20 protein-coding genes and 1 pseudogene are annotated in these 19,028 nt (G+C 67.7%); 5 read left to right on the forward strand and 16 right to left on the reverse strand.

From position 1 onward, the window contains the following. Positions 1–112: 112 nt before the first annotated feature. The 6 genes from ACE37J_RS12015 to ACE37J_RS12040 all read right to left on the reverse strand — a co-directional run bounded on the left by ACE37J_RS12015 (position 113) and on the right by ACE37J_RS12040 (position 3,534). Positions 113–469, reverse strand: coding sequence for a hypothetical protein (locus ACE37J_RS12015; protein ID WP_409711492.1), 357 nt, complete (start codon positions 467–469; stop codon positions 113–115). A 176-nt stretch (positions 470–645) separates the two neighbouring features. Then, on the reverse strand, positions 646–1,062 hold the full coding sequence (locus tag ACE37J_RS12020; RefSeq protein ID WP_409711493.1) for a hypothetical protein: 417 nt from the start codon (positions 1,060–1,062) through the stop codon (positions 646–648). Between the two features lie 21 nt (positions 1,063–1,083). After that, a complete protein-coding gene (locus tag ACE37J_RS12025; protein WP_409711494.1) occupies positions 1,084–1,554 on the reverse strand; it encodes a hypothetical protein in 471 nt (156 codons plus the stop codon). Then, on the reverse strand, positions 1,551–1,835 hold the full coding sequence (locus tag ACE37J_RS12030) for a hypothetical protein (RefSeq protein ID WP_409711495.1): 285 nt from the start codon (positions 1,833–1,835) through the stop codon (positions 1,551–1,553). The genes ACE37J_RS12025 and ACE37J_RS12030 overlap by 4 nt, the downstream gene beginning before the upstream one ends. A 71-nt stretch (positions 1,836–1,906) precedes the next feature. After that, complete coding sequence (locus ACE37J_RS12035; RefSeq protein WP_409711496.1) at positions 1,907–2,287, reverse strand: hypothetical protein; 381 nt, start codon at positions 2,285–2,287, stop codon at positions 1,907–1,909. Between the two features lie 974 nt (positions 2,288–3,261). Further along, the gene (locus tag ACE37J_RS12040; RefSeq protein ID WP_409711497.1) at positions 3,262–3,534 is read right to left on the reverse strand and encodes a hypothetical protein; all 273 of its coding nucleotides are present in this window, start codon (positions 3,532–3,534) and stop codon (positions 3,262–3,264) included. Positions 3,535–4,380: 846 nt separating this feature from the next. Here ACE37J_RS12040 and ACE37J_RS12045 point away from each other — a divergent pair. Continuing rightward, positions 4,381–4,800 (forward strand): phage terminase small subunit P27 family, encoded by a 420-nt coding sequence (locus ACE37J_RS12045; protein WP_409711498.1) that lies wholly within the window; start codon positions 4,381–4,383, stop codon positions 4,798–4,800. After that, on the forward strand, positions 4,797–6,416 hold the full coding sequence (locus ACE37J_RS12050) for a terminase large subunit (RefSeq protein ID WP_409711499.1): 1,620 nt from the start codon (positions 4,797–4,799) through the stop codon (positions 6,414–6,416). Before ACE37J_RS12045 ends, ACE37J_RS12050 begins: the two co-directional genes overlap by 4 nt. Before the next feature lie 204 nt (positions 6,417–6,620). On the opposite strand, the pseudogene ACE37J_RS12055 reads toward ACE37J_RS12050, so the two are convergent. The 4 genes and pseudogenes from ACE37J_RS12055 to ACE37J_RS12070 form a co-directional block, all read right to left on the reverse strand. Beyond that, positions 6,621–6,842 (reverse strand): annotated as a pseudogene (locus tag ACE37J_RS12055) (ATP-binding protein); the annotation flags it as partial. 38 nt (positions 6,843–6,880) lie between these two features. Next, entirely contained in the window at positions 6,881–8,497 is a 1,617-nt protein-coding gene (gene xrtD / locus ACE37J_RS12060) for a VPLPA-CTERM-specific exosortase XrtD (RefSeq protein WP_409711500.1), read from the reverse strand. Between the two features lie 117 nt (positions 8,498–8,614). Continuing rightward, positions 8,615–8,923 carry a hypothetical protein gene (locus ACE37J_RS12065; RefSeq protein ID WP_409711501.1) on the reverse strand — a complete coding sequence of 103 codons (309 nt, stop codon included), beginning with the start codon at positions 8,921–8,923 and terminating at the stop codon, positions 8,615–8,617. A gap of 27 nt (positions 8,924–8,950) precedes the next feature. Then, a complete protein-coding gene (locus ACE37J_RS12070) occupies positions 8,951–9,394 on the reverse strand; it encodes a MerR family transcriptional regulator (RefSeq protein ID WP_409711502.1) in 444 nt (147 codons plus the stop codon). Between the two features lie 87 nt (positions 9,395–9,481). On the opposite strand from ACE37J_RS12070, the gene ACE37J_RS12075 reads away from it, so the two are divergent. Continuing rightward, on the forward strand, positions 9,482–11,638 hold the full coding sequence (locus ACE37J_RS12075) for a heavy metal translocating P-type ATPase (protein WP_409711503.1): 2,157 nt from the start codon (positions 9,482–9,484) through the stop codon (positions 11,636–11,638). Positions 11,639–11,744: 106 nt separating this feature from the next. After that, positions 11,745–12,209, forward strand: coding sequence for a DUF411 domain-containing protein (locus ACE37J_RS12080; protein ID WP_409711504.1), 465 nt, complete (start codon positions 11,745–11,747; stop codon positions 12,207–12,209). A gap of 28 nt (positions 12,210–12,237) precedes the next feature. Here the strand turns inward: ACE37J_RS12080 and ACE37J_RS12085 are convergent, their stop codons facing one another. From ACE37J_RS12085 to ACE37J_RS12105, 5 genes are all read right to left on the reverse strand, one after another. After that, positions 12,238–13,239, reverse strand: coding sequence for a DsbA family protein (locus tag ACE37J_RS12085; protein WP_409711505.1), 1,002 nt, complete (start codon positions 13,237–13,239; stop codon positions 12,238–12,240). A 104-nt stretch (positions 13,240–13,343) separates the two neighbouring features. Next, entirely contained in the window at positions 13,344–14,108 is a 765-nt protein-coding gene (gene phnE / locus ACE37J_RS12090; protein WP_409711506.1) for a phosphonate ABC transporter, permease protein PhnE, read from the reverse strand. Next, positions 14,105–14,881, reverse strand: a complete 777-nt coding sequence (locus ACE37J_RS12095; RefSeq protein ID WP_409711507.1) for a phosphonate ABC transporter ATP-binding protein — start codon at positions 14,879–14,881, stop codon at positions 14,105–14,107. Before ACE37J_RS12095 ends, phnE begins: the two co-directional genes overlap by 4 nt. Further along, entirely contained in the window at positions 14,878–15,708 is an 831-nt protein-coding gene (locus ACE37J_RS12100) for a phosphate/phosphite/phosphonate ABC transporter substrate-binding protein (RefSeq protein WP_409711508.1), read from the reverse strand. The genes ACE37J_RS12095 and ACE37J_RS12100 overlap by 4 nt, the downstream gene beginning before the upstream one ends. A 54-nt stretch (positions 15,709–15,762) precedes the next feature. Beyond that, a complete protein-coding gene (locus ACE37J_RS12105) occupies positions 15,763–17,598 on the reverse strand; it encodes a cytochrome c peroxidase (RefSeq protein ID WP_409711509.1) in 1,836 nt (611 codons plus the stop codon). A gap of 145 nt (positions 17,599–17,743) precedes the next feature. On the opposite strand from ACE37J_RS12105, the gene mntR reads away from it, so the two are divergent. Next, positions 17,744–18,232: a manganese-binding transcriptional regulator MntR gene (gene mntR / locus ACE37J_RS12110; protein ID WP_409711510.1), complete on the forward strand. Its 489-nt coding sequence runs from the start codon at positions 17,744–17,746 to the stop codon at positions 18,230–18,232. Here the strand turns inward: mntR and ACE37J_RS12115 are convergent. After that, positions 18,196–18,840: a DsbA family protein gene (locus ACE37J_RS12115; RefSeq protein ID WP_409711511.1), complete on the reverse strand. Its 645-nt coding sequence runs from the start codon at positions 18,838–18,840 to the stop codon at positions 18,196–18,198. The genes mntR and ACE37J_RS12115 overlap by 37 nt on opposite strands. Positions 18,841–19,028 lie beyond the last annotated feature (188 nt).

Genomic DNA, 19,028 nt, shown 5'->3' on the forward strand with positions numbered 1-19,028 from the left:
CGCCAGCTGGCGCGGGTCCGGAATCGCAAACCGCCCGGCGATGCTCTCGCCTGGCGGATCGAAGACGACGCCGCGGGCGTGCGTCGCGCTCGAGCTCATGTCGCCTTCACGGTCAGAACGCGCTGATGATCGCGCAGCTCACGAGGAACACGAAGATCCCGATCACGAAGTTGCGGAGCGGATCGCTGTCATCGAGCTTCGGCGTGGGCGGCTTCGCCTCCGCTCTCGGCGCCGCCGCGGCCTTGACCGCTTCGATCTCGCGCTTCCGCGTTCTCGCCTCGACCTTGGCCTGTAGGCCGAGCATCTTGTCGAACTCCTTGCGCGTGTCGGCCCGCGCGAGGATCACGTCTCCGGTGTCGAGCTCGATCCGGAAGGTCGCCGAGGTCGTCGCGCCGGAGCGGAGCGCGGCGCCCGCCACGGCGCCGACTCCGCCAAGGAGCACGCCGCCCGCGAGCGCGCCGACCGCCATCTTGCCGCCGCTCCGCTTCGCCGCTTCTGTGACGATCGGGACGCTGACAATCTTGTCGGTGATGGTCTCGGACCCGATCAGCTTCTTCTCGAGTTAGACGAAGCTGAAACTGAACCTGATCTCCTTCGAGCGCGGGATGCTGCTTTCGATCACGGTGATCGCCGTGACGCCTCTCCCTAGATGCTGGCCGGCGTCACTTCGACGCCCAGCCATGCGGCTTCTGCTCGCTCATAGATGTCCTCGAGCGAAATCTGGATGGTCTCGGGCCCGTCTTCGCCCTCGGCCGCGCCGCGGATCGCCGTCGCGGTTCCGACAAGATAGCGCAGCTTCTCCGAGCCGATCTCCATGATGATCGCGACGGAGTCGGACGCGACATGCGCGCCGAACTCCACAAGGAAGTCGATCTCCACTTCGTCGTCGTCGTTCATGCGGATCGACGGCAACCCGCCGTCGGCGTCGTCCTGATAGAGGACGACGAGTCCGTTCTCTTCTGCCCAGTCCGTGCCTTTGATGCTGCCCGCCCATTCGATGAAGGCGTCGAGGTCGCGGGGCTTGAAGTGGTTCGAGCGCCACGATCCGAAGTAGTTGGCCATGATCCTGTTCTCCTGTGGTTGTCAGATGATGCGCCAGCTGACCGTCTCGGTCAGCCAGATTTCCGAGCCGTCGACGGCGGTCGAAAGGAACGTCGCCGTCGCGATGAAGTTGACCCGACAGCCGCAGGCGGCGCGGTCGCATCCGCAATCCTGCGTCGCCAGCGTCTCGACGAACCCGCGCCGGACATACTCGCGATAGGATTGCGAGCGCGATCCGGCCTCGGTGGCGACGACGCTCCACCAGGTCGCCTCGGTCTCCTCGGTGCTCGTCGAGTCCGCCAGGACGTTCGGCTTGAACGTCGCGCGCTTGATCGCCTCCGCCTTGGCGACCACAACCCGCCGCGCGTCGCTGCGGATGCGTCCGTCATGCCCGCGAAGCCACATGCCGACGTCGAGCGTCGGCGCAATGTGATTTCCGCGCCGCAGATCGTCCGCGACGCCGGGCGCGCAGCCGGCGATCTCGGTCGCCGTCACATAGGTCTTCGTGGTCATGAATGATCCTCCTGGGCGGCGTCGAGCGACGGCGCGAGCGCGCGGCGCTCGCACTCGGCCAGCTCGGCAATGTCGATCTCGGCGGAGATGGCGTAGAGGTCGTAGCCCTCGATGTCGGTTCCGGCCTGGCGCGCCTCCCTCGCGATCAGCGTGCAGGCCCGGATCGCCGATGCCGCTCGATGCGTGCCGAGCAGGATCGGCCAGGGAGACGTCTCCGCCAAGGCGAAGACGTGGAACAGGCGCTCGCGTCGCGCCCGGTTCGGTGTCTGGTTGCAAGTCATTGTCGATTTTCCGGTGGTAGGATGAAGAAGGGCAGGCCGCGCGACGGATCGCCGACGCCCTGCCTGTCCGTTCAGGCGTTGAGCGAGAAGTATTGGACCCCGTCGCCCTCGACGAAGCTGTTGAAGGCGTAATACGGATACGGCGTCCAGCCGTTCTTCCGGCAGAAATGGACATACCGTTGCCGTCCGTATTCGACGACGCGGTCCGCCGTCGTGGCGAAGACCGCCTCGAACTCGAGCGAGAAGGTCTGCTTCGCCCCGTCCTTCGCGGTGGCGACAAGCGGCTCGATGCGGAACTTCGTGCCGGCCGGGATCACCGTCTCGGCGAGCACGTCGGGCTCGTTCTCGTCCAGCAGCGGGAGCCAGTTGACGCCCTCGTCGTCAAGAACCGTGTGGGTCTCGCCGTCGACGAAGATGTTGAAGATGCGGCCCTCCGCCTCGAGCTCGTCCATTGCGGCGTTAAAGGCCGCATCTATCAGTCGTGATGATGGTGACGACATTCGCAGTCCCTTTCTTCTATCCAGCGTTGCTTTATTGCCCCGCTTGTCACCTAATATATAAGTAGAGCGCGAAATTATATCAATAATAGAATACAAGTAAGGTCCATTTATTGACTGACGGCTGAACTGACTATAGTTGAGGCGCGGACGAGGCCGAAGACTGGCGGCGCAATGGCGCAAGACCAGGCGCGCGGACCAGGCGCGCGACCGGCCGGTCAAGGCGCAATGTCGATTTCGCGGCGCCTGGCGCGACGGGCTTCGATCTCGCCTCGACGTCGCGCATGAGCCTCGCGACCGGGATCGAGCGAGACCTCCCGCGGGTCCAGGCGCGCGCCCCAGGCGCAACATGGTCCAGGACGAAGGCAATGTCGGTTTCGCGACAGCTGACGCATCGCGTCTCGAGCTCGACGCAACGTCGATTTCGCGACGCCGGTTGCGCGCGCCGTCAATATCAATTCCGCGAAGCAATGTGGATTTCGCGGCGCCCGTCGCGCGACAGGTCGATTTCGGGTCGGAATCCGCGTCGCCGTCTCCGACGCCCGCCCCGCCGCCCGCCGCCGCCGCCGCCGCCGCCGCTCGATCGGCCGCGCCGGGCGCTGCGCCCGCTCCGCCGGGCGCTGGCGGCCCGCTCAGCCGCCTCACCGGACGCCGCCCGGCCGGGCGCTGGCCTCGCCGCCCCGCCGCCGGGCGCTGGGCGCGCCGCCGCCGCCGCCGGGCGGCGCCCCCGCCGCCCCGCCGGGCGCCCCCCGCCGCCGCCGCCGGGCGCTGGCGCCCCGCCGCCCCGCCGGGCGCTGGCGCCCCGCTGCCCCGCCGGGCGCTGGAATCAAAACGGGGCGCCCCGTCGGGCGCCCCGTCACAAAAGAATAGGGGCGCCCGACGGACGCCCCATGAAAGAGAACGGGCGCCCCTAGGGGCGCCCGCTCAGATCAGGCGAAGAACTCGAGCGCCGCCTTCTCGCGCCGCGTCATGTGCGCCTTACGCGCCGCCGCCGACCGATCGACCTTCACCTTCGGGCGACCCTGCGCCTTCAGCGCCTGAAACGCGGCGATCGCCGCCTTCAGCGTCTCGCCCTTCGCGCCCTTTCCGGCGACCTTCAGCGCGTCAAGCGCCGCGTCATAGGCTTCCGGCGTGGTCGCGGCGAGCCCATTCTTGCGGGCGGTTTCGATCGCGACGACGGCGGCGTTAACATTGTTCGACATCTGGTAGTCCTTTCGCTGATTTGGCGAGGCACTTTCGCCCGCCCCGGCCTGCGGTATTGCCTGCCGATGCGGTATAGATAGGCGCGGAAACTGCGGGCGCAATGGCGCTCACTCAGAAAAAAAGCGCGCGGCAAAAAAATCTAATAAACCCATGTATTTATTGCAAAAAAGGTTTGGTGACCCCGCAATGCGGCGCGCGCGAAAAGAGGACTCCGCCCCGCCGCGCCGCCGGGCGCGACCAGGCACCCGCCGCCGCCGGGCGCTGGCGCCCCGCGCGCCGCGTCGCCTCGCCGCTCCGCCTCGCCGCTCCGCCTCGCCTCGTGCTCCGGCTCGCCGCGTCGCCTCGCCGCCCCGCCTCGCCTCGCCGCTCCGCCCCGATCACCGCGAGGCGCCCGCGCGATCAATAACCATCTCTCAGGAGGCGATAGCCTCATTCGATTTTTTTGTTTTCGCCGTCAAATACAGATCAAGAAACAACGTCGATCTATATTTCTACATCATTTCCGGGCTCGTTTCGTCTTCAGCGACGGCTGGCCGTCGTCTTCGGGGTCGGGGGGGGAGGTCAAGTTCAAATTCGACGAAGCCCGGCCGACCCCCGCCCCTTCATTGGAACGGCCCGGAGTTTTGAAAAATCTGTGGGGGCTCGAAGATCGGGTTCGCCCGAAAACCCGACCTGACGGGCTCTGACGATCCCGGAAATCTGCCTCTCGGCGATCCGCTTTCGTTCCTGTTGTCGATTGCGGGCGCAATGGACATAATTCAGTCGCATATCGTAAGCCGACGATAGCGAAACGGGTAGTGGCCATGGGAAAGAGAGGACCGGCTCCAAAGTCCGCAAAGCTGCGCGTGCTCGAAGGCCGCGCGCCCGAAACTGCGCTCGACGACGAATTTCAGCCGCAGGGCGGCCTGCCGCTGCCCCCTGACGACCTGACGGAGCTCCAGGTGACCATCTGGCGACGGGTCGCGACGTCGATGCAGGGCTTTCTGACGCTCGCCGACTATGACGCCGTCCGGAACTACTGCGTTCTCCAGGCTCACCTGATCGAGATCGAAGAGAAGCTCAAGACGACCGGCAACCTCGTCACGATGAACGGGCGAACGACCACGAACCCGCTCTTCCGGATGCGGAACCAGCTCGTGCAGAACGTCCACCTGATCGGCTCGTCGCTCGGGCTCAGCCCCGCCGCCCGCGCCCGCATCGGCTCCGCCGAGAAGGACGGAGAGGCGGTCGACCTCGAATACCTCAAGCTGATCGGAGCCGCGTGAGGGAAGAGTTCCGGGCGCTTCCGGTCCCGGTATCCGACCGGAAGCGCCAGCTCCTCTTGAGCCTCGACGTCGACGAAGACGACATCGGCCTGCCCTCGGGAGAAATCATCGGCTTCGGCCACACGTTCCGCGTTCCGGCGGGCATCCGGATCGGCGAGCCGCTGCGCCTCCATCCCTATCAGCAGGACTTCATCCGCGACGTCTACAACCGGCTGGATCCGGAGACCCGTCGGCGCGTGGTCAAGCAGGCCTTTCTGAGCGTCGCGCGTCGGAACGGAAAGGGGCTCCTGGCCGGGGTCATCGTGCTCGCGCATCTCGTCGGCCCGGTCCGGAAACCGAACAGCCTCATCATGTCGGCGGCGAATGACCGTGACCAGGCGGGCGTGGTCTTCCAGTTCGTCTGCGATCTCGCCCGGACGAACCCCTTCATCACGCCGATGCTGAAATTCGTCGAGAGCCTCAAGCGCATCGTCTTTCCCGGGATGAACAGCGTCTACCGATGCGTCTCGGCCGAGGCGAAGACGAAGCTCGGGTTCGGCCCGGACCTGATCGTCTACGACGAGATGGGCGCGGCGCCGAAGCGGGACCTCTACGACGCGCTCTCGACCTCGCTCGGCTCGCAGCCGGAGCCACTCCTGCTCGGCATCTCGACCCAGGCGCCCGACGATGCGCATTTCTTCTCGCAGCTCCTCGACTACGGGCTGGAGGCGATGAAGGGAACGGTCGAAGACCAGACCGTCATCGCCCATCTTCACACGACGCCGGTGGGGGCGGACCTCTTCGACGAGGATGCTTGGCGGCTCTCCAATCCAGGCCTAGGCACCTATCGCGATGCGTCCGATCTGCGCTCGGCGATCACGAGGGCGATCCGCCTTCCCTCGATGATGGGTTCGATCCGGAACCTCCAGCTGAACCAGCGCGTCGCGGCGCACGCCTCGCTCTTCGATCCGATGGTGTGGGACAAATGCGCGGCGGCGATCGAAGAGGAGGCGTTCCAGGAGGGCGAGGTATGGGGCGGTCTCGACCTGTCATCTCGGCTCGACCTCACCAGCTTCACGATGATCGCGAAGCACAAGGGAAAGGTGCATGTCCGCTCCGAGTCCTGGGCGCCGGAGGAGAACGTCGACGACCGCGAGCGCCGGGATCGCGCGCCCTATCGCGAATGGGTCGCCCGAGGCCTCATCACCCTCACCCCGGGCCGGGTCGTGGATTATTCCCTTGTCGCCGCGCGGCTCATCTACCTCTGGCAGATCTACGCCTTCCGCGGGATCGCCTACGACCGCTGGCGGATCGACGCGCTCAAGAAGGAGGTCGCCGAGATGGGGGAGGAGCTGCCGCTCGAGCCCTACGGTCAGGGGTTCAAGGACATGAGCCCGGCGATCGACGCGCTCGAGGCGCTGGTGGTGGAGGGCGATCTCGTCCACGGCGCCGACCCGCTGCTCCGATGGGCGGTCGGCAACGTCAAGGTGGTCGCCGATCCGGCGAACAACCGGAAGCTCGACAAGGCGAAGAGCTACGGTCGCATTGACCCTGCCATCGCGCTTGTGATGGCGGTGGGGCTCATGACTATGAAGCTCGAAGAGGGCGAGGCCGACGTCCAGTCTCTCATCGCCTAACGCGCTGGCTGGACCTTTCAGAACCGTTCCCGACGGTCCAAGGTTCTTCACCCCCGATTGAGCTGTCAATCGGCGCTGAGCCGGAAATCCGGATCGGCTTCCAAAAGGGACCCCTCTCACGGCTGTTTGCTACGGGCCCGACGCGCCGGGGCTATCCAGACGGCGCAGGCGAGTCAGGCCTGTCTCATGGCCTAACGGTCGGGATCAGGTGCGGTTCTTGAAGCGCCAGCTCTCTTTGCCAGTTTCGACGATGCCGCAGTGGTGGGTGAGCCGGTCGAGGAGCGCTGTCGCCATCTTGGCGTCGCCTTAGACGCTGGGCTATTAGCCGAAGGCGAGGTTGGTGGTGACGATGACCGAAGTTCGCGCATAGACCTAGTTGACGCGGTGGAAGAGCAGCTGTCCACCAGACTTGGCGAAGCGCAGATAGTGGTTGGCGGGGTGAGGCGAGGCGCGCCAGATCTGCGTCACCGGCCGGGAATGTAACGCGGCAAGAGCGGGGTCAGGCTCTCCATGAACCTTTGCAGACGAGCCTCGGCGAACGCGTCGCTCTCGCCCGGCAGGATCGGCGTGATGAGGCGCACGAGCGCCCCGTCCTGCCGTCCGATCATTAGCGAATCCCATAGCACGGTCGCCTTCACGAGGTAGTCGTTTGTCATCCGTCGACCGCGCTGCTCAAACCAATAATAGACCAGCTGGCGCTGCAAGCCGAGCTGGATGATCGCGCGGTTCACCTCGAAGGGAGCGACTTCCGATTTCGGCGACAGCTGGATCATCGCCTGCTCTATTTCGGAGATTTCCCAGCCGCCGCCGGGAATACACACCTCCGGCGAGTGAATGCCGCTGCCTTCGGTCTGCTTGAAGTAGAACGCGGTGTAGAAGTCCACCGGCGCCGCCTCGCTCGGAGACTGATAGAGCGCGGCATGGTAGTCGTCCGCAGCGAGGACGGCGGCGATCTGAGGGTCTAGTGGCGGGCGCACCTTGCCTCTCCAACCGTCGATCCTGTCGGGGAAGAGGATGAACGGCGCGCGCTCGACACGCTGGAGTTCGCGCTCCGGCGCGCCGAGCATGAAGGCGGCCAGCAGAACCGTGATGAGCGCGGAGCCGACAAGCGCACGCGAAGGCGCGGCCTGGAGGCTGCGCGCCATCTGGCCCCGGAGCCCGGAGAAATCGATGTCGAGCGCATCAGCGACCGGCCTACGGTCTCCGATCAGTCGCTGCATAACGAGCACCATGCCGAGAAGGATCAGGATCGCCGCACCGAAGATCACCCAGCCCTGAAAATAGTGCAGGAACCCTTCCGCCATCCCAATCCCGTAATTGTCGACGAGGACGCCGATTACGCCGATCCGGAAGCTGTTCATCAGAACGGTCAGCGGCATAGCGGAAAGCAGAAGCATCGCCTTCAGCCACCAAGGGCCGCGGTAAAGAACGCTGAACACATAGGTGAAGCTCATGATCGGGAAGAGGTAGCGCAGGCCCGAACAGGCCTCGGCGACCTGCAGCTTGTAGACGCCGAGGTCGATGATGTTGCCGTCGAGAAAGACCGGAATGTTCATCAGCCGGATCACCGCGACGCCTATCTCGGAGGAGATGAACTGGAGCTGCGTCGTCACCTGCCAGTAGATGAACTGAGGCAGCGGCAACATGAAGCCGAGATGGAGGATGGCGTGCCAGTAGGGCCAGCCGCGCCGCCAGCCAAAGCCGATCACCGTAACGCCGAAGACCCACAGGATGAGGGCGTAGGTGACGATGTCATAGATGTTCGCCACTTCCCCGAAGGCGGCGACGAGATAGGCGAAGATCACGATCACGACGCCCGGCCGTCGCTCCGCCGCGCTCGGCGTGTCTGGCGCCATCGTCTTCATCTGCCTGAGGAAGAGATAGGCCGAGAGTATGGGGATCAGCGGCCCGTGGCTGTACTCGGGCAGGCTCCACGCGGCCATCAGCGAGGCGAACCCGTTCCAGAAGACCGGAATCGCGGAGAGGATCAGCAGCGCGAGAAAGGCGGGACCCGCCTTCGGATTCAGTCGCCCGGCGGAAGGGCTGCCGGCGGTTCGATTCGCTTCGACGGAAAACGCCATTGTGTTCGCCTTGCTCTCGTAGGCGTGTCACCTGCCCCCGGGTACGTTGCGGCGGCAGGCGACAGGCGCCCGGACAGGATCAGAGACGACGCCGTCGCCGGCGCGCCTTTGCGAGGATCAGGCGAGGCGGGGCGGAGGCGGGTCGAGCGCCAGGTCGGGCTTTGACGAAGCGCGTGCATCCAACACTTCCCAAGCGATGAATATGGGAGCGTCAATCGATCTTTGTAGCGCCGGCGCACCGGCCGCCACGGCGGCGCGCTCGCAATGCGTGGGCTGACATCGACTGTCCTTCGCAGCGCCGTTCGCGCTGCTTGCGAGTCCGATTGCAGGCCCTTCGAAGTGCCATGCCGGCTCCCGCGACTGTCCGTGGATTGCGGAGCCGAGGACAATCAACGCCAACAGGAGCGTGCGCAGGACCAACTTCATTTCCTGAATGTAGTGAGTGAGAGCGGATCAGACAATCGCGCGCGCGCCGGACGCTTTCCGATGATCCGTCTCGCAGAGCGCATGGTCGCCGATGACCTCTATGACGCGGCAATCGGCGATCCGACCGCCGCTGCATTGCTCGATCATGCGCTCCAACTCCACTTTCAGGGCACCCAGACGAGCCAGTCGACGCGTGACGTCCGCGAGCTGCGCGCGGGCGATGGCGTCCGCCGCGTCGCAGGGCTGATCCGGTCGGTCCGAGAGGCTGAGAAGGTCTCGGATCGCCTCGAGCGGAAAGCCGAGTTCGCGCGCGTGCCGTATGAAGGCGAGCCGGTCGGCCGCGTCCCGTCCGTAGAGCCGCTGGTTGCCCGCGCTCCTTTCCGCCGCGCCGAGCAGACCGATCTGCTCGTAGTAGCGGATCGTCGGAACCTTGACTCCGGCCGCCGTGGCGAGTCTGCCGATGGTCATCATGCCGAGATCCCTTGTAGCTATAGTTGCTGTAGGCATTAGCTGACTGGAACCAAGCGGACAAGGGCCGAATCGGTCAGGGAGACGGTGATGGACGGAACGGCGACGGCGGACCTTCGCAGTTGGCGGGTCGAGGGCATGGACTGCGCCGGCTGCGTCCGGAAAGTCGAAGGCGCTGTCGCCCGGCTTCCCGGAGTCGAGGCGGTCGAGGTGTCGCTGATGGCGGAGCGGCTGCGGCTCCGGCTCGGAGCCGGCGGCGCGACCGAAGATGTCGAACGCGCGGTGACTGCGCTTGGCTACCGGATCTCGCCGGAGGCTCCAGCGGACGACGGCGCTTCGGCGCCCGCGGCGACAGCCGCCGACGAAGGCCCGCTCCGGGCGCTGCTACGCTCCGCGAAGGCGCAACTCGTCGCCACGACGGCCTTTCTCCTCGCCGCCGCTTGGGGCGCGAGCCTCGTTCTGCCGCCAGAACAGGCGGACTGGGCCTTCATCGCGGCCTGCCTGCTCGGCCTCGCTCCTGTCGCGGCCCGCGCCTTCGCCGCGCTTCGCGCACGTCAGCCGTTCACGATCGAGATGCTGATGACCATCGCCGCGGCCGGCGCGCTCGTGATCGGCGCCGCCGCCGAAGCGGCGATGGTCGTCTTTCTCTTCGCAGTCGGCGAATTCCTCGAGGGCGTCGCGACCGACCGCGCCCGCAACGGCATCCGCGCGCTGGCCGCGCTCGTGCCGAAAACCGCCCGGCGGATCGTGGACGGGGCGCTTCGCGACATGCCGGCGACGGCGCTTGAGATCGGCGACCTCGTTCTCGTCCGCCCGGGCGAGCGGCTGCCGGCCGACGGAGAGATCGTCGAGGGCGAGTCCGGCGTGGACGAGAGCCCGGTGACGGGCGAATCGGTTCCGGTCGCGAAGGGGCCGGGGTCGGACGTCTTCGCCAGCTCGATCGCCGTCGAGGGCGCGCTGACGATCCGCGTCACGCGCGCCGCCGAGGACAACACAATCGCCCGCATCGTGCGGCTGGTGGAGGAGGCCGAGGCGAGTCGCGCGCCCACCGAGCGGTTCATCGACCGGTTCAGCCGTATCTACATGCCGGCGATCGTCGTCTCGGCGATCCTCGTCGCGATCGTCCCGCCGATCGCTCTCGGCGCGGACTGGGGCGAGTGGACCTATCGCGCGCTCGCACTCCTGCTGATCGGCTGCCCCTGCGCGCTGGTGATCTCGGTTCCCGCCGCGATGGCCTCGTCGCTCTCCGCGGGCGCCCGGCGCGGACTCCTTATGAAGGGCGGAGCCATCGTGGAGGCGGCGGCGCGGACGACTCTCGTCGCGTTCGACAAAACCGGGACCCTGACAGAGGGGGCTCCTGCGCTTACGGATCTTCGCGCATTCGACATTCCGGAGGACGAACTCCTCGCGCTCGCCGCGGGCGTCGAGCAGGGCTCCGCGCACCCGCTCGCACGCGCCGTCGAGGAGGCGGCCGCGGCGCGCGGCGTTCGCCCGCGCGCCGCCACAGCGGCCGCGGCGCTTCCGGGCCGCGGAGTCCGTGCGGATATCGACGGAGTAGAGGTGATCGTCGGATCTCCGGGTCATGCGCGGGAACGCGGCGCGCTCGACATCGTGACGGAGGCGGAGATCGCGGCGCTCGAAAGCCAAGGCAAGACCGTCGCGGTCGTCCTGAAGGACGGCGCCGCGCTCGGCTGGCTCGCGCTCCGGGATGAACCGCGGGCGGATGCACGGCCCGGCGTCGATGCGCTGAGGGCGCTCGGGGTCCGGTCAATCATGCTGACGGGAGACAACGCCGCGACGGCGGCGGCCATTGCAGAGAGCCTCGGCATGGAGAGCCGCGCCGGCATGAAGCCTGGCGACAAATCCGAGGCGATCCGCGGCCTCGGAGCAGGCGATCATGTGATGATGGTCGGGGACGGGATCAACGACGCGCCGGCCCTTGCCGCGGCGTCGGTCGGACTTTCGATGGGCTCGGGCGCCGATGTCGCGCTGGAAACGGCGCACGGCGCGCTTCTGCGCAACCGCGTCACCGATGTCGCCGCGCTGATCCGGCTCGCCCGCGCGACGATGACAAATGTGCGCCAGAACATCGCTGTCGCGCTGGGGCTGAAGGCTGTGTTCCTCGTCACTACGGTCTTGGGCGTGACCGGCCTGTGGCCGGCAATTCTTGCCGATACCGGCGCAACGGTGCTGGTCACTCTGAACGCGCTCCGGCTGCTTCGTTTCGATCCAGAGAAAACGGGATGACGGCCTCGAAGGCCGGAGCCGCCGGAGGTGCGATGCGGTGGCCGCTCGAAACAGGTCGAACTACATGACATGCTTGTCTCTGGAGCTGCGAGGAGAAGGAAAGACGATGGATCGCAGGAAAGTTCTCGGACTTATCATCTGTTTTCTCGCCGCGCCGGCGGCGGCGCAAGTCGGCACGGGTGAAACGCTCGTGATCGACGTGGCGAAGACCAGCTCCTGCGGGTGTTGCCTCGCCTGGACGAAACGGCTTGAAGCCGCCGGTTTCGCGCCGACCACCCGCGACCTCTGGGCTGGAGAGCTTATTCAGCACAAACTGAAGCTTGGCGTACCGGAGGACGCGATCTCGTGTCACACGGCCACGATCGAAGGCTATGTCGTCGAAGGTCACGTGCCGCCCGAGGACATCCGCCGTCTTCTCGCCGAGCGGCCCGACGCCGTGGGACTCGCCGTGCCGGGTATGCCGCTCGGTTCGCCCGGCATGGACCAGGGCGACGACCGCGAGCCCTATGACGTTCTCCTCATCCGTCGCGACGGCTCGACGGAAGTGTTCGCGTCCTATCCCGGATCATGACGGAATGCGGTCGGGGCCCAGGCGCCCTTCATCGCGCCTCCGCCAGCTCCGCCTCGATCGCTGCGGCGAGCGCCGCCTCGAGGTCGGGTCCGGGGCTGACGAGCCGGCCTTCGACGAAGAAGGTCGGCGTTCCCGTAACGCCGAGGGAGAGCGCCTCGGCTTCCGAAGCGGCGACGCGGGCGGCGGTCGCCTCGTCCGCGAGGTAGGCGGCGAAGTCGTCGACGTCGAGGCCGAGCTCGGCGGCAAGCAGCGGCGGCGTCTCGGCGGTCAGATCCGCGCGCTGCGAGAATGCGCGGTCGTGATAGGGCCAGAATGCGCCCTGCGCCGCAGCGCAGACGCCGCCCTCGGCGACCCTTCGCGAGACGCCAGAGGGGTTGACCGGTAAGTCGCGAAAGACGACGCGAATCCGGTCCCCGTAGATCTTCATCAGATTGTCGATCGCCGTTGTCGCCGCCTCGCAATAGGGGCACTGGAAATCGGCGAACTCGATGATCGTGACATCGGCCTCGGCCCCGCCCTTTACAGGATAGCCTTCGGTCGCGATCGCAAGTTGCGGCGCGCGCGGTGTCTCGACTTCGGCTACATATCCCTTTTCGGCTGCGATGCGCGCGAGCAGTGCGACGACGTTCTCCTGCGCGATCCGCTGGGCGAGGAACTGGGTGAGCTGGTCCTTGACCTGATCGAACGGCGCGCCGATCCGATCCTTGTTGTCGTCGTAGAAGGCGCGAAGCGTCGCTTCGTCGGGCGGCGGACCGAAGATCAGCTCCTGCCGGACATCGTCGACCGGGCGATCTGCGAGAACGGCGCGTTCCGTCACGTAGAGGTCGAGGACATAGCGGTCGATCTCTTGCCTGCTCCGCTCGGCGGCTTCGAGAGCGATCTCGTGGAGTCGCTGGCGCAGCGATTGAGGCAGGGTCTCCCCGGCATAGGTCACGCCGTCATAACGGAACGTCGTATCGCTCTCGGCGGAGGCGATTGTGGCCGCCGCGAAAAGAGCGAGCGCGCCGAGTGTGGATGCGGTCAGATTCATGCGGATCGGTTTCCCTTGCTTGCTGAGGTCGGCTTGTTGCTTTCTATGGCCGCTTGAGGGTCAAGCCTCTCGACTTGCGTAACGCGAAAGTGAACGGCCCTCGATCACGCGACGCGCCGCCTGAGAGCCCCGTTCAGCGCCTCGATCAGCAGCACGGCGGCGACGACGGCGAGCGTGGCCGTCGCCGCTTTCTCGAACTGAAACGAGCGCACATAGGTCTGGATGTGAAGCCCGATCCCGCCAGCGCCAACCACGCCGAGGATGAGTGACTCGCGGAGATTGAGCTCGAAGCGGAAGATCGTGTCGCGCAGCGCAGCCGGCGCCATCTGTGGCCAAACTGCGAAACGGAGACGCTGCAGCAGGCCGGCGCCCGCGCTCTCAAGCGCCGCCGACGCCGCCGGATCCACGTCGTCGATGGCCTCGGCGTAGTATTTCGCGAGCATCCCCGTCCCGTGGATCAGGACGGCGAGGATTCCGGGCAGCGGGCCGAGCCCCACCGCGCTCACCATCAGCATCGCGACGATGATGAGGGGCACCGCGCGAAGGAGCGCGAGGAGCACGCGCGCCGGCCGCACGATCCAGCCGGGCGATACGGTCGCGGCGGCGGCCGGGCCGAGGATCGCGGAGAGGAGGATCGCGCCGAGCGTGCCGACGACCGCGATGCGGAGCGTCTCGAGGAGGCCGTCGAGCACCTCCGGCCAGACCGAGAGGTCGGGCGGAGCCATGCGTGCGATAAACGCGCCGAGACGCGGCCCCGCAGCGGCGACGCGCGAGAGATCCGCCTCCAGCGTGGCGGCGGACCAGAGGACGAGCGCGGCGACGAGGAGGCCGGGCCACCATGAAGCGAGCGCGCCGGCGCGGCCGGTCATCCGGCGAGCCGGAGCGAGGCCCGCGGCGCGGCGCCGTAGACATCTTCGAGCGCCGTTTCGGTCAGCTCCCTCGCGGGACCGTCGAAGGCGATGCGCCCGTCGCGGAGCGCGACGGCGCGGGTCGCCACTTCGAGCGCGAGCGCGGGCTGATGCGAGGAGAAGATCAGCGTCGCGCCGCGGGAGATCGCCAGGTCGGCGAGGAGGCGCAGCGCCTCCCGGGCGCGGCGCGGATCGAGGCTGGCGACCGGCTCGTCGGCGAGGATCAGCCGCGGCTCCTGCGCCAGGCAGCGCGCGAGGGCGACGCGCTGGCGCTGGCCGCCGCTCAGCCGGTCCACCCGCGTCACAGCCGCATCGAGAAGCCCGACATCGCGGAGCGCGGCGCTCACCGCCGCGTCGTCCTCGGGCCGCGCGCGGCCCATGAGCGAAGGCAGGAGAGGCATCCGGCCGAGCCGGCCGTTGAGGACGTTCCGCCGAGTCGTCGCCCTCTCGACCAACGCGAAGGACTGGAAGACGAAGCCAGTCTCCGCGCGCGCAGCGCGCGGCGGCGGCCGGTCGGGATAAAGGGCGCGGCCGAGCGTCGTGGCGCAGCCGGTCCAGCCCCGGAGACGGCCGTCCAGCAGCGTCAGGAGCGTCGATTTGCCGGCGCCGGACGGGCCGACCAGCGCCACGACCTCGCCCGCGGCGATCGAGAGGTCGATCGACTCTAGCGCGGGCGCGGCGGCGCCGGGCCGCCGGAAGCCAACGCCGTCAAGCGCGACTGCGGGCGCGCTCATTCGAGGAGGCCGTGGCGCCGCGCGAGCGCGCGCACCGGCTCGAAAGCCGCCAGATCGGCGACGACATAGCCTTCCGGCCCGTAGAGATGGGCGAGGAGCGGCCGGTTCGCCGGCTCGTTCAGCCGCAGAAGCGCGGCGACGACAACGGTTCGCGCGCCCTCGTCAAGGTCGGGCCGCGCGATCACGACATGGGAGGGGATCGGCTCCGTCTCGGCGATCCATGTCACCGACCGGCGCTGCTCCGGAGTCAGCAGAAGATCGGCGAACTCGCTAGCGCCCGCCGCGTCCACCAGCCCTTCGGCGAGCGCCTGCATCGCCTGCTGGTAGCCGCCGGCGAAATAGACCTGATCGAAGAACCGCCGCGCCGCCGCGGCGTCTTCGGCGAGACCGGCTCCGACGAAGAGGTCAAGCGGAAACAGATAGCCCGATTCCGAGATCGGATCTGCGAAGGCGATGCTCCGCCCGGCGAGATCGGCGAGGCTCCGCACCGGGCCGTCCCGCAGGACGAAGATGCGGCCGCGATAGGTCGCCGCGCCGCGATAGACTTCGGAGAGGAGCGGCTCCGCGCCGATCTCCGCCTCCGCCAGCACAAAGGGCAGCGCGCCCATGAAGGAGATGTCGGCGTCGCCATTCCGGAGCGCCTCGATCGCGGCGGCGTGGTCGGCGGTGACGAAGCCTGAGACGGCGAGCCCGGTCTCCGCCGAGAGCCAGCGCGTGATCGCCTCGATGTCGCCAAGCAGCTTCTCCGGGTTCTCCTGAGGCACGAATGCGAGCGTGATCCGCCCGCCGGCTCCGTGCGCCGCGCCGGCGAACGCCCCGGCGGCCAACGCGGCGAGAACGGTTCGGCGATGCGGGCGGTGAGGGACGGAAGGCGCCATGGCTCAGAACATCCTCTCGTCGATCCTGTCCCGGATGCGCCCGAACTCGCCCCACTGCGCCTCGGCCTCCGCCCAGTCGCCGGCGCGGATCGCGCCCCCCGCGGCGTCGAGCGCCGCCGCGAGCCGGTAGACGTCCTCGCGCGCGTCGAGGTTCCCCATGATCGCCGTCTCCGCGGCCAGGTCGGCGGCGACCGTGTCGATGAGAAGGAGCGCGTGCCGCGCGTCGCGGCGCGGGATGAGCGTCGCGAGCGTTGAGGCGAAGGTCGTCAGCTCTTCAAAGGCGAGGCGGAACCGCGTGCGCTGCGCGTCGAACGTCTCGAAGGGTTCGTCGGCGTCCCCGATCGCTTCGAGATAGGTCACGAGATCGGTCCGGTCGCGCGGCGAAAGGCCGAGGGCGAAGCGCGCGTCGAACCAGTCGACCACGGAGTCGAGCGTCGGCAGCGCGCCGTCATGCATGTAGGGCGCGGTGAAGCGCGCACCGAGGAGCGTCGGCGTGTCGAGCGCGCCGTCGCGCGCGCCCTCGTATCCGGGCGAGACAGAGCCGATGTCATGCGCCTGCCGATCGAGGAAGTTGGCGGAAGGAACATGGCAACTCGCGCAGGAGCGGCCGTCCATCCCGGCGAATGGGGCGCGAAAGAGCGCCTCGCCGCGCTGTTCGGCCTCCGACGCGCCGGTGGCGAGCCGGCCGTCGGTCCCGAGCCGGCGGTTCGGCAGGAAGTCGAATTCGGTCATGTAGGCGACGAGCGCGTCGAGCATGAAAGGCGTCGGCTCCGGCCCGGCGAACTCGTTCACGATCACGTTGCGCGTGAAGTCGCGGAGCGAGGCGAAGCGGCCGTCGCGGCCGTATGGTCCGGTGAAGCGGAGGCCGCGGAGGCTCGGGATGTCGAGCGGGTCGTCGCGCCGGTCATTGAAGATCGGGTTGAAGAAGCCGCCGTCCACATCCGCGGCGCCCGGCCGGTGCGCCGTCCCCGGAATGAAGAAGTCACGGTTCGCCTCGCTCCTGTTGTGGCAGGTCGAGCAGGCGATCCCGGCCGTCCGCGCCGGGTCGCCGAAGATCAGCGGGCTGTCGAACAGCATGTCGCCATAGGCGACGAGCGGGAGGTCGGCCTCGTCGATTCCCTGCTCTTCGAAATTGAGCACAAGCTTCGGCAGCGGCGACTGATCCTGGATGCGGCTCCCGGGCGGCAGGAAGACCGGCGCTTCGATCTCCGCGCCTGCGGAATTCGGAAGCGTCGAGAGCTGCGCGCGCGGCGCGAACGTCGCCGGCGCGTATTCGCGGGCGACGTAGGCCGAGATCTCCGCCTTCGCGGCGCGGAACCGCAGGGCGTCGGCTCCCGTCGTCGCTCGCGCGCGCGCGCTGGCGGCGCTGGCGAGATCGAGCCAGGCCCGTCCGAGCCGGCGCGCGGTCGCAGGGTCGGCCGCCGCGACGCCGTCCTCGAAGGCACGGTAGATCGCGCGGGCCTCGGCGACGTAAGACGGCGCACCTCCGGCTTGGAGCGCCGCCTCCGCAAGATCGAGACGATTCAGGAGCGCGGCGACGAGACCGCGCGAGGCCGCCTCGAACAGCTCTGCGCGGTCCTCGGCCGCAAGCGCCGCCTCCACGTCTTTCGCCGCCTCCTCGCCGGCGAGATCGGCGAGCACGGCGAGCGGGGGGCGGCCGCCCCCGGACCCTGCGACCGGTTCGCGCCACAGGCCGGCGACCCCATCCCAGGGAACCGGGGCCAGATTCCCGAGAAAAATCGTGGCGCGCCAGGCGGCGGCCTCTGGGCGCCACGGAGCCTCGGCGAGGGACGTCGCCTGCGCCGCGGAGAGAGCCGAGACGCAGAAAAACAGCGCCATTGCGGTGATCCGGCGCGATCGGTTCGAGGCTCGCCTCACGCAGCTTGGCATTCGATGACGACTCGTCTTGATAAGATAGACATGGCTAAGTTTTGTTCTCTTGGCTTGTACGTGTCAAGATCGTGTCGCGGATCGGAGAGAACGAATGCGTGACGTGAAGGAGAAAGAGGCTGATGCCGACCCGGCCGAAGCGAGCGCCGGCGGCTTCCGCGCTACGCGGGACGCTCATCGGACCGAGATCGTCGAGGATTACGTAGAGCTTGTCGCCGAACTCATCGAGACGATGGGAGAGGCGCGCCCAGTGGATATCGCCGCGCGGATGGGCGTCACCCAACCGACCGTCGCAAAGAACCTCGCGCGGCTCATGCGCGACGGTTACGTGACGCGGGAGCGCTATCGCTCCGTGTTCCTGACGGAAGAAGGCGCCGCGCTCGCGCGCGCCTGCCGGGAGCGGCACCGGATTGTGGTGGAGTTTCTCTTGATTCTCGGGCTCGACCCCGAGACGGCGGAACAGGACGCCGAAGGCATAGAGCATCACGTGAGCGAGGCGACGCTCGCGCGATTCCGCGCCTTCATCGACGAGCGCGCGACGCCGGTTCAGAGCGCCGCCACCTCGCGCGCGACCAGATCGTAGAGCTGCTGGCGGCCAAACTCGATCAGCGGCTTGCCGTTGACGAAGAAGGTCGGCGTCTTGGAGACGCCGGTTGCTTTCACGTCCTCGGCATCTTGCGCGAGAATCTCGGCGATGGCGGGCGACTGTGCGTCCTGCATGGCGCGGGCGACGTCGAGCCCGGCGCGACCCGCCACGCCCCAGGCCGCGGCAAGATCCGGCGCGCCGTGTTTCGCCCAGATCGGCTGCGCCTCCAGCAACGCCCCGAGCACCGGCTCGAACAGATCCTGTAGCCTCGCCGCTTCGAGAATGCGGACCGCCTCGTCGGAGCCGTCGTGCAGCGCCGCGTAGCGCACGACGATCCGCACGTCTCCCTCGAAATCCGCCAGAATTTCCTTCAGGACAGGGTGAAAGGCGCGGCAGGTTTCGCAGGAAGGATCGAAGAACTCGACGATCGTCACAGGGGCGTCCGCCGGGCCGATAACCGGCGCGTGATCGCGGAGAAGCGGCGGCGGGTCCGCCTCCCAGGCGAGCTCGGCCGGGCTCTTCGGCGTCTCGTAGAAAAATGCCGCCGCGCCAAATACAGCGACCGCGGCCGCGCCGAAACCTGTGACAAGCGCTCGTCGGTTCATGTTGCGTCCTTCAGTCGGATTGTTGGTCGCTGCGAAGTCAGCCTGTCGTGAAAGGCGGTTCTCCCGATGGAGAGCCCATGCTGTGCAAAGGCGCCAGAGGGGCCCGGAAGGGGCGATCAAGATCTGCGATTCGCACTTCCACGCTTGGCTGTTAGCAGCTCAAGTTGCTATAGCTTCAAGGGCCCCGA

Source organism: Pikeienuella sp. (assembly GCF_046290545.1).
Classification (GTDB): Bacteria; Pseudomonadota; Alphaproteobacteria; order Rhodobacterales; family Rhodobacteraceae; genus Pikeienuella.

What these genes read in the sequence shown, in the direction of transcription:
- ACE37J_RS12015 (WP_409711492.1), bottom strand. Translation starts at nt 469, where the DNA reads ATGGCGGTCGGCGCGCTCGCGGGCGGCGTGCTCCTTGGCGGAGTCGGC.
- ACE37J_RS12020 (WP_409711493.1), bottom strand. Translation starts at nt 1,062, where the DNA reads ATGGCCAACTACTTCGGATCGTGGCGCTCGAACCACTTCAAGCCCCGC.
- ACE37J_RS12025 (WP_409711494.1), bottom strand. Translation starts at nt 1,554, where the DNA reads ATGACCACGAAGACCTATGTGACGGCGACCGAGATCGCCGGCTGCGCG.
- ACE37J_RS12030 (WP_409711495.1), bottom strand. Translation starts at nt 1,835, where the DNA reads ATGACTTGCAACCAGACACCGAACCGGGCGCGACGCGAGCGCCTGTTC.
- ACE37J_RS12035 (WP_409711496.1), bottom strand. Translation starts at nt 2,287, where the DNA reads ATGGACGAGCTCGAGGCGGAGGGCCGCATCTTCAACATCTTCGTCGAC.
- ACE37J_RS12040 (WP_409711497.1), bottom strand. Translation starts at nt 3,534, where the DNA reads ATGTCGAACAATGTTAACGCCGCCGTCGTCGCGATCGAAACCGCCCGC.
- xrtD (WP_409711500.1), bottom strand. Translation starts at nt 8,497, where the DNA reads ATGGCGTTTTCCGTCGAAGCGAATCGAACCGCCGGCAGCCCTTCCGCC.
- ACE37J_RS12065 (WP_409711501.1), bottom strand. Translation starts at nt 8,923, where the DNA reads ATGAAGTTGGTCCTGCGCACGCTCCTGTTGGCGTTGATTGTCCTCGGC.
- ACE37J_RS12070 (WP_409711502.1), bottom strand. Translation starts at nt 9,394, where the DNA reads ATGATGACCATCGGCAGACTCGCCACGGCGGCCGGAGTCAAGGTTCCG.
- ACE37J_RS12075 (WP_409711503.1), top strand. Translation starts at nt 9,482, where the DNA reads ATGGACGGAACGGCGACGGCGGACCTTCGCAGTTGGCGGGTCGAGGGC.
- ACE37J_RS12080 (WP_409711504.1), top strand. Translation starts at nt 11,745, where the DNA reads ATGGATCGCAGGAAAGTTCTCGGACTTATCATCTGTTTTCTCGCCGCG.
- ACE37J_RS12085 (WP_409711505.1), bottom strand. Translation starts at nt 13,239, where the DNA reads ATGAATCTGACCGCATCCACACTCGGCGCGCTCGCTCTTTTCGCGGCG.
- phnE (WP_409711506.1), bottom strand. Translation starts at nt 14,108, where the DNA reads ATGACCGGCCGCGCCGGCGCGCTCGCTTCATGGTGGCCCGGCCTCCTC.
- ACE37J_RS12095 (WP_409711507.1), bottom strand. Translation starts at nt 14,881, where the DNA reads ATGAGCGCGCCCGCAGTCGCGCTTGACGGCGTTGGCTTCCGGCGGCCC.
- ACE37J_RS12105 (WP_409711509.1), bottom strand. Translation starts at nt 17,598, where the DNA reads ATGGCGCTGTTTTTCTGCGTCTCGGCTCTCTCCGCGGCGCAGGCGACG.
- mntR (WP_409711510.1), top strand. Translation starts at nt 17,744, where the DNA reads ATGCGTGACGTGAAGGAGAAAGAGGCTGATGCCGACCCGGCCGAAGCG.
- ACE37J_RS12115 (WP_409711511.1), bottom strand. Translation starts at nt 18,840, where the DNA reads ATGAACCGACGAGCGCTTGTCACAGGTTTCGGCGCGGCCGCGGTCGCT.